At 55.5% G+C, this 7,520-nt stretch carries 5 protein-coding genes and 1 pseudogene; 1 reads left to right on the forward strand and 5 read right to left on the reverse strand.

Features of this window, described 5'->3' with window-relative positions:
* Window positions 1–1,825: 1,825 nt before the first annotated feature.
* Entirely contained in the window at window positions 1,826–2,728 is a 903-nt protein-coding gene (locus ASC97_RS06575; RefSeq protein ID WP_057467561.1) for a DMT family transporter, read from the reverse strand.
* 221 nt (window positions 2,729–2,949) lie between these two features.
* Between ASC97_RS06575 and ASC97_RS06580 the strand changes: the two genes are divergently transcribed.
* The gene (locus ASC97_RS06580; protein WP_057467547.1) at window positions 2,950–3,909 is read left to right on the forward strand and encodes a sterol desaturase family protein; all 960 of its coding nucleotides are present in this window, start codon (window positions 2,950–2,952) and stop codon (window positions 3,907–3,909) included.
* A gap of 42 nt (window positions 3,910–3,951) precedes the next feature.
* Here the strand turns inward: ASC97_RS06580 and ASC97_RS06585 are convergent, their stop codons facing one another.
* From ASC97_RS06585 to ASC97_RS06600, 4 genes and pseudogenes are all read right to left on the reverse strand, one after another.
* Window positions 3,952–4,743 (reverse strand): response regulator transcription factor, encoded by a 792-nt coding sequence (locus ASC97_RS06585; protein ID WP_057467548.1) that lies wholly within the window; start codon window positions 4,741–4,743, stop codon window positions 3,952–3,954.
* 665 nt (window positions 4,744–5,408) lie between these two features.
* Complete coding sequence (locus ASC97_RS06590) at window positions 5,409–6,695, reverse strand: epoxide hydrolase family protein (RefSeq protein WP_057467549.1); 1,287 nt, start codon at window positions 6,693–6,695, stop codon at window positions 5,409–5,411.
* A 94-nt stretch (window positions 6,696–6,789) separates the two neighbouring features.
* Window positions 6,790–6,939 (reverse strand): annotated as a pseudogene (locus ASC97_RS06595) (OsmC family protein); the annotation flags it as partial.
* A gap of 73 nt (window positions 6,940–7,012) precedes the next feature.
* Window positions 7,013–7,408 (reverse strand): Ohr family peroxiredoxin, encoded by a 396-nt coding sequence (locus ASC97_RS06600; protein ID WP_057467551.1) that lies wholly within the window; start codon window positions 7,406–7,408, stop codon window positions 7,013–7,015.
* Between the last annotated feature and the right edge of the window lie 112 nt (window positions 7,409–7,520).

Below are 7,520 nucleotides of genomic sequence, written 5' to 3' on the forward strand. Positions count from 1 at the left end.
AGCTCGAGGGCCGGTCGTCCGCATTGAGTTTGGCCGAGGGTTGCACCGTGCCTCAGCAGGGTTGACTTGGCGCTGCTCCATGCGCCGCGTTGAGCTTGAAAGCTGTAGGAATCCCAATGACATGTTTTTACGCATCGTCCCGATGCCGGCGAAGTTGCCATATGCGGCGATGGCGTAGGCCTTTGTATCGTCGCGGCGTCATTTCCAAGGAAAAGGTTGCAGGGCAATCCGCACCATCTGCCATAAACACGAGCCCGGACATCGCCGAAGACGCCGCTCGATCGGATTTTGGGAAGTGCTCAGCCGGCTTTTGCAGTCCCGCGCGGAGGAAACAGGCACCATTTTATATTAAGGATTGTCAGATCATGGGGATGAAAACATTATTACATGAATAACTAAACTACAAAAAATAGCAAAAAACAATTTAGTTTACGATATGTACATAATATAATTATTTCTACCTTAATTACCAAAAATACTTGCTATGGGTTTGATAATTTATACTATAGCTGGGCGCGGTCCTCGCGGCATGCGGAAAGTTACCTCTTTAGGTGTTCGTCGCTCCCAATCGAAAACGCCGTCCCGCCCCGGGGTCGACGATTCAAGCCGACGATCGAACAGCCACCATTAATCGTCGTCATCGCGATTCCTGCCGCCTGCGCGCGGACGAATGCCATCCAGCATTTTGTGATGCGCTCGTGCGGCGGCTTCAGTGCTCAGGAGGACGATCCAGTTATGGACGCGATCGAGCCCGGCGCCCCTATGGGGAGGCATGATAAGTGCCATGCACGCCATGACCCGCGGGCCGGACTCGCGGAGCGGCTGCATCGTCCAGCCAAACGGATCGTCGCGCAATCGGCGTTTGCGAAATGTGATGCTCCGTTTTCGCTCGCTCTTCCAAGCCATAGTTCCGGACCTCCTCTAGCGGCAGCGCAGGCAACCCATCGGCACCAAGCCCCAATTTTCTGAGTTTCTCGCCTGATTGAAAGCACCGCCGCGCCGGCACACGCCGCAGCCGACTGATGGATTCGCATCGGCTGGCCGGCGGCTCCGCGAATGCTAGCACGTGAGTCCCAATCATCCCGCTCGGCCGCCGTATGACGCAGGATCGCACCCGTCTGCTTGGAAGCAAGGCTTGCGAAAATCTGTTCAAGTTCCATGTCTGGTCTCGTCTGAGCACAGTTTAACGTTCCGGAGAAATACATCCGGCAATTATTATGTTTACAGTCTAAAGAGTTCCCATACGGATGATAGTTCAGTCGGCTGTTTTGTTGCTAATGCCGAAATAATGCTAAGCGTAAACATTTCTGTATGCAATAGTCAAAAATTAACCACGCCTAATATAGAGAACTGCGGTAATCTAGTTTCATTATATTTTAGCTGATTCAGAGCTTTCTCCTGCAGTTTTAGCTTGCGAGAGGGCGATAAGGGTCATCCATTCCGATGACGGCAAAGACAGAAACGCTCATTGAAAAGCGGGCCAGTGCCAAGTGAATAAGGACCTCGTGCGGTCCTGGAACCCTTTTTCGACTAAGATGCCATCCATGTTAACATATTGAATATAAAAGGTAATATAAAGAGATCCAGCAATTGAACGCCTGCGGCTTGATGCGCCTTGAACCTCCAAGATTGCGGTTGGGGCTTATAGTCGTAGCCAGTGCGCGCCTTTTGAAGTAATGCCGTTCATTAAAATGTACTAACCAACAATGCACTCTATATTTCAGTACGCGTATTCACCAATGCAAAAAGCAATTACTTACTTGCAAGCGCCTATCGTTACACAACTACGAAGGCATCTTGTTAGCTAGGCGCGGGCGTCGCGATGTCACACCGTCATGCGGCGACTGGCAAGTATTTGACGGCGTTCCCACCAGACAAGCGCCAGGCTCGACACGACGATCAGAAGGGCCCCTGCAACCACGTTTACAGTCGGGACTTCCGACCAGATGAGGTAGCCATAGAGGAAAGCCCAGACCAGGCCGCTGTATTCCATGGGAGCCAGTGTCGAGGCTGGTGCATGTCGGAAGCCCTCGTAAAGCAGGTACTGCCCGACCGTTGCAACGACGCCAAGGCCGAGCATCAGCGCCCAGCCCGCAGGATCCGGCGTTTTCCAGAGCCACGGCAGCGTTGCACCGCAGGCGAGGACAAAGAGGAAGCTTGTCGCCATCATCTGGTTCAGTGTGCTTTCCGTGCGGCTGACGAGACGAACGAGCACTGTGCTCCAGGCCCAGCAAAAGCCCGCGAAAACAACCATCCCTGCCGGCACAAGGCTCGGCGCCTCTGTCGGATTTGCAGCGAGCACCACCCCGACAAATCCTCCGATGCAGGCAAGCCAGCGGATGGGGCCGACGTTTTCCTTGAGGATCAGGATGGACAGCAGGATAACGATGATCGGAGCGGAAAAGTACATCGTGGTGATCTCGGCCAGGCCGAGATGCTTTGCCGCCGAATAGAAGGCCATCCAGGCGGCGAACATCAGCCCGGCCCGCAGCATCAGCGAACTTCGGTGCTTGCTTTTCAGGATCGAGGGATGCCGCAGCCGTCGAACCATGAAGCCTGCAGCCGTCGCGACGATGATGCTGCGAATGAACAGTATCTGCGGAACAGGATAGTCGGTCACCAGCCATTTCACGACGGCGTCCTGGATTGCGAACAGCGAATAACCCGAGCAAGCAAGAGCTATACCCACAAGCGGATTTGGTGGTTGGTCGGATGTTTTGGAGAGCATTGCGGCCTGCGCGGGATTCATTGACAGCGATCGACCTAGCAAGAAGCAGGCATGCCGACAATTGCAAGAAATTAGAAAAGGCGCGGATTTCGCGACTTGGAAGCCCAAGTTATCTCGGATTCAGGTACGTCGCTCGCCGTATGGCATCGACCGCAGATAGCGCTTCACAACGGCACCTGGGATGTAGCATGGTGCATCGTCAGTTTCGTCGGAGGTGGCAGGTGGCCAACCAGAGCAAGGCGCCTATTTACATCGCGGTTTCATGGATACTCTGGCCGGCGTTGTTTGCTGTTGGGCTGACAGGCGCAGGTTTTGCATTCCACACGGGCGCGCCACTGCTGTGGTTCAACGTCGTCTATCTGGCCATCGTTGCCGCAATCGCGTTCCTTGAGCGCGTTATGCCCTACGAGCAGCAATGGCTGCATCACGACGGAGAAACGCTCAACGATATTGCCCATACCCTGCTGAACAAGGGCGGCGTCCAGATTGCCGCGGCCATAGGCGCATCGGCGCCGATGGCAATTGCAACGGTCGCCCGACCAGTCATCATCAGCCCGGCGCATGTTTGGCCAGACGCTTGGCCCCTTGGCCTGCAAGTGGTGCTGGGGCTGATCATTGCGGAGCTTGGGTTGTACGTTGCCCATAGGGCAGCACACGAAACTCTCTCGCTCTGGCGGTTTCATGCGCTTCATCATAGTGTCGAGCGTCTCTGGGTCGTCAACACCGGACGATTTCACCTCGTCGATTCATTGGTCAAGATCGCACTCAGCCAGCTTCCGCTCTACCTGTTGGGTGCACCGTTGCCAGTCTTCCTTTGGATCGGCGCGGTCACAGCCTTCATTGGCCTTCTGACACACTGCAACATCGATGTTCGAACGCGGCCACTCGATTTGATCTTCAGCACGCCGCGCCTGCACCGATGGCACCATTCGCGCGTTCTTGCCGAGGGCAACACCAACTACGGTGAGAACCTCGTCCTGTGGGATCAGGTTTTCGGGACCTATTTCAACCCTGACCGCCGCCCGCCCGCCGATATCGGCATAAGCGGGCGAATTGCGGACGGATTCCTGGCGCAATTGCTGCAACCGTTTTCCGCAAGCGGATTTCGCCAGATCCTGGGCCGCAAGGCAGATGCCGACCACCTAGATCCACCGAAGCTCGGCCGCCAGCGTCAGGATTGACATCGCACGCCCTTGGAGGAGAGCGCCGAATAGCCCGGCGGGCTATTCGGACGGCGCATTCCAGCGTGAGTCGCTTTGGAAGAGGTCGTTGAGTTTGTAGGCAACTTCCGTGCGGTTCGTCGCCTTCAGCTTCTTCATGATATTGCGAATATGAACTTTCACGGTGCTTTCGCGCAGATTGAGCTCATAGGCGATTATCTTGTTCGCCTTCCCCTTGCGAAGGGCCTGTACGACCTCCGCCTGCCGGAGCGTGAACATCCGGGACAGTTCTCTCTGTCTCGGGTTCTTGTCGATCGGGACCGACGCCGAAAAGCTGTTTCCAGCTAGAATGAACGTGCCGCCGGCAACCGCCAAGGCAATTGCTTCCACGCACACTTCTATACCAACCGAGGTCGGAATGAATCCACGGGCCCCGTGCTCAAGAACCTTCAATGTCTGATTGAGATCGTCCCCATCAGCCAGGATGATGACCGGCGCTGGCGCAAGCTCAGCCGCAATGCTTGCGATTTCGTCGCAGAGCAGACCATCGCTCGACTTGCGGCCAGCTATATTAAGAAGCACGGCCGTTACACGCTCAAGCGTGTCTTTCTTTCGGCGCCATTCCGCGACAGAGCCCACCGCCAGAGCTTTCATGCCGAGACCGTTGCGCGTCAGTGTCGTCGCAAGACACTCCCGCTCGAGCGTTCTGCCATCGATGATGAGCAGGCATCGCTCGTCTTGGAACTCATGTTCGGGGTTACCGATTTCACTGAGCACCCGGGGCGAAGCCGCCACAGCCTGGAGCTTGCCAAGAGGTGTTCTTCCGTTTTCAAATTCCGAATGTACGTAATTCATACTAGCCTCATACTCAATAGTGTTAGAGGTGATCATGCGTAACGAAATTCAATACTCGGGGAACTTCACGGTTATTATGGTTACAAAGTAGTTTACCGTTTTTGGATCGTTTATGTCGTCTGGTTTCTACTTCATTAAGACCCTACATAGGTCATTACTAATAATCAATATAAAATATTTGTTCGATCTAAAATAATAAACGCCTAGTATATAAAATTGTACCATTCCGGGAGAAAAATCGAAATTTATTTTCGTTCATCTCAGTAAACTCGTGCTGTTATCGAGCCAGAGACTGGCATTTCGAAATACGTTTCCTGAACAATAATAAAATACCATAGTTTCGTCTCGTAATTTACTGCTTTAGACCCCATTGTTTTTAGCCTGATCGCCTGCTTTTGCCTCCAAAGGTAGGTCTTTTGCAATATGTCTGCGTGTATTTCCGAGGACAGTTCAGATCGCGACGGGAATACTGGCTATGCGGCAGACAGATCCTGGCGGCTATATTCTTGGCGAGGCGTCATGCGAGAATTGCTCGGGTCGCAAGCCGAAGGTGCCACCCACGCCGGCACGATGGAGGAGATGCCGCTGGGTAGCGGCACCGTCGTTTCTTATCAAGTGGCGAGACATTGAAAGAACTCAGGCGTATTGGCCCGCCACCACTCAATCTAGGACCGCAGCGGCCGAAGCGAATTTCTCAGCTCCGCCGAGAACAATTCCGGTTGTTCCCACGCGGCAAAGTGACCGCCCTTGTCGAGTTTGTTGTAGTAGATCAGATTGGAATACGCCTTCTCCACCCAGCTCTTCGGGGCAGCATAGATCTCGTCGGGAAAGACGCTTACTGCAACGGGAATCTTGACGTTTTTGGGGGCGAAGAAGGCGAGCTTGTTCTCCCAATAGAGACGTGCCGAAGAAACCGCCGTGTTGGTCAACCAATAGAGCGTAATATTGTCGAGGATATCGTCTCGCGAGAGGCCTTCGCTTTGACCATCGAAGACGCGCGCGATCAGCTCATAGCTGCGTATGTCGTGATCAAGTATCCACGCAGCGAGGCCGACAGGCGAATCCTCGATCCCATAGAGCGTCTGTGGGCGGTTGCCCATCTCCTGCGCGTAGGCCAGTCCGTGCTTGTAGAAGTCGGCGAGCTGCTCGTAGGCCTTGACTTCGTCGGCAGAAAGCCCCGCCGGCGTTGGCGCACCCGCAAAGGACGCCGAGTCAATGGCGGATGGGACTGCACCGGGCATGTTCGTGTGAATTGCAATCAGTCCCTTCGGTGCCTGCACGCCCATCAGGTCGACGATGAGCGCGCCCCAGTCTCCGCCCTGGGCCGCGTATCGGGTGTAGCCAAGACGCCTCATAAGCTCCGCCCAAGTCTGTGCGATGCGCTCGGGTCCCCAGCCCTTGCTTGCCGGCTGCCCGGAAAAACCGTAGCCAGGAATCGACGGGATAACGAGGTCGAAAGCATCTTCGGCTTTCCCACCATAGGCGGTCGGATCGGTGAGCGGGCCGATGATTTTGATCTGTTCGATGACAGACCCCGGCCAACCATGCGTAATGATCAACGGCAGCGCGTCGGGATTCTTCGAGCGAACATGGATGAAGTGAATGTCCACCCCGCCGATTTCAGTTATGAACTGCGGGAGGGCGTTCAGCCGGGCCTCGACCTTGCGCCAATCGTAGTCGGTCGCCCAATACTGTGCGAGTTTCTGGATCGTCGCTAGCTGTACGCCCTGCGATGCATCCGATACGCCTTCCTGCTTCGGCCATTTCGTCGCCGCTACGCGTCGGCGAAGATCGGCCAGTTGCTCATCCGATGCGGCGAAATGGAATGGACGAATTGCATTGTTGTCATCAGCCGCCTTGGCAAGTTGCGCCGGCAGTAGACTGACCGCGCCCGCAACTGCCGCACTGGCAAGCAGACCGCGCCGTGTGATCGACGATGATAGAGCAGACATGACGTCCTCCTATGGTTGGGTTCATCCGGACGCGTGACCCCAATTTCACTGAAAGCCAGGCGCGTCCATTGTACTACGGTGTCGACGATGCCGGTCAGATCAGGTTCGTTTCGACGTCGATATTGCCGCGAATGGCCTTGGAATAGGGGCAGATCTCGTGGGCTGCGTGGATCAGCTGGCGTGCGACGTCGCGGTCGATATCCGGCACACTGACGTTCAGGCGTGGCGACACCCGGCTGAATGTNAGCCTGTCATGGTCAAGCAATTCGAGGAGAAAGCCAGGCGCGTCCATTGTACTACGGTGTCGACGATGCCGGTCAGATCAGGTTCGTTTCGACGTCGATATTGCCGCGAATGGCCTTGGAATAGGGGCAGATCTCGTGGGCTGCGTGGATCAGCTGGCGTGCGACGTCGCGGTCGATATCCGGCACACTGACGTTCAGGCGGGCTCGCAGGAAGTAGGAACCGTCATCGACGTTGAGATCGATCTCGGCATCAACCTCGGCGCCAGCCGGAAGCGTGATGCCCCTATGGGTCGCGGCAACCTCGATCGCGCCCATGTAGCAGGCCGACCAGGCGGCGCCGAAGAGCTGCTCGGCTGCCGGGTGCGGCTGCGGCAGCTTGATGTCCAGCTTGCCGTCGCTGCTCAGCGCAAAACCATCGCGGCCGCCCTTGTTGTGGGTCTTGCCGGTCATCAGAAGTTTCTCAGTCATAGCGAAATCCTTTCTGCTCGCTTTAAATCGCATCCGCTTCAATCGGATGCGCTTTAAATACGCCACCAAAATTGTGGTGTCAACACCATTGCGATTTAATCGGATGCGATTT

It is taken from the genome of Rhizobium sp. Root1203 (assembly GCF_001424945.1).
Taxonomy (GTDB): Bacteria; Pseudomonadota; Alphaproteobacteria; order Rhizobiales; family Rhizobiaceae; genus Rhizobium.

Coding starts and splice junctions, on each gene's coding strand:
- ASC97_RS06600 (WP_057467551.1), bottom strand. CDS start 7,408: ATGACTGAGAAACTTCTGATGACCGGCAAGACCCACAACAAGGGCGGC.
- ASC97_RS06585 (WP_057467548.1), bottom strand. CDS start 4,743: ATGAATTACGTACATTCGGAATTTGAAAACGGAAGAACACCTCTTGGC.
- ASC97_RS06575 (WP_057467561.1), bottom strand. CDS start 2,728: ATGCTCTCCAAAACATCCGACCAACCACCAAATCCGCTTGTGGGTATA.
- ASC97_RS06590 (WP_057467549.1), bottom strand. CDS start 6,695: ATGTCTGCTCTATCATCGTCGATCACACGGCGCGGTCTGCTTGCCAGT.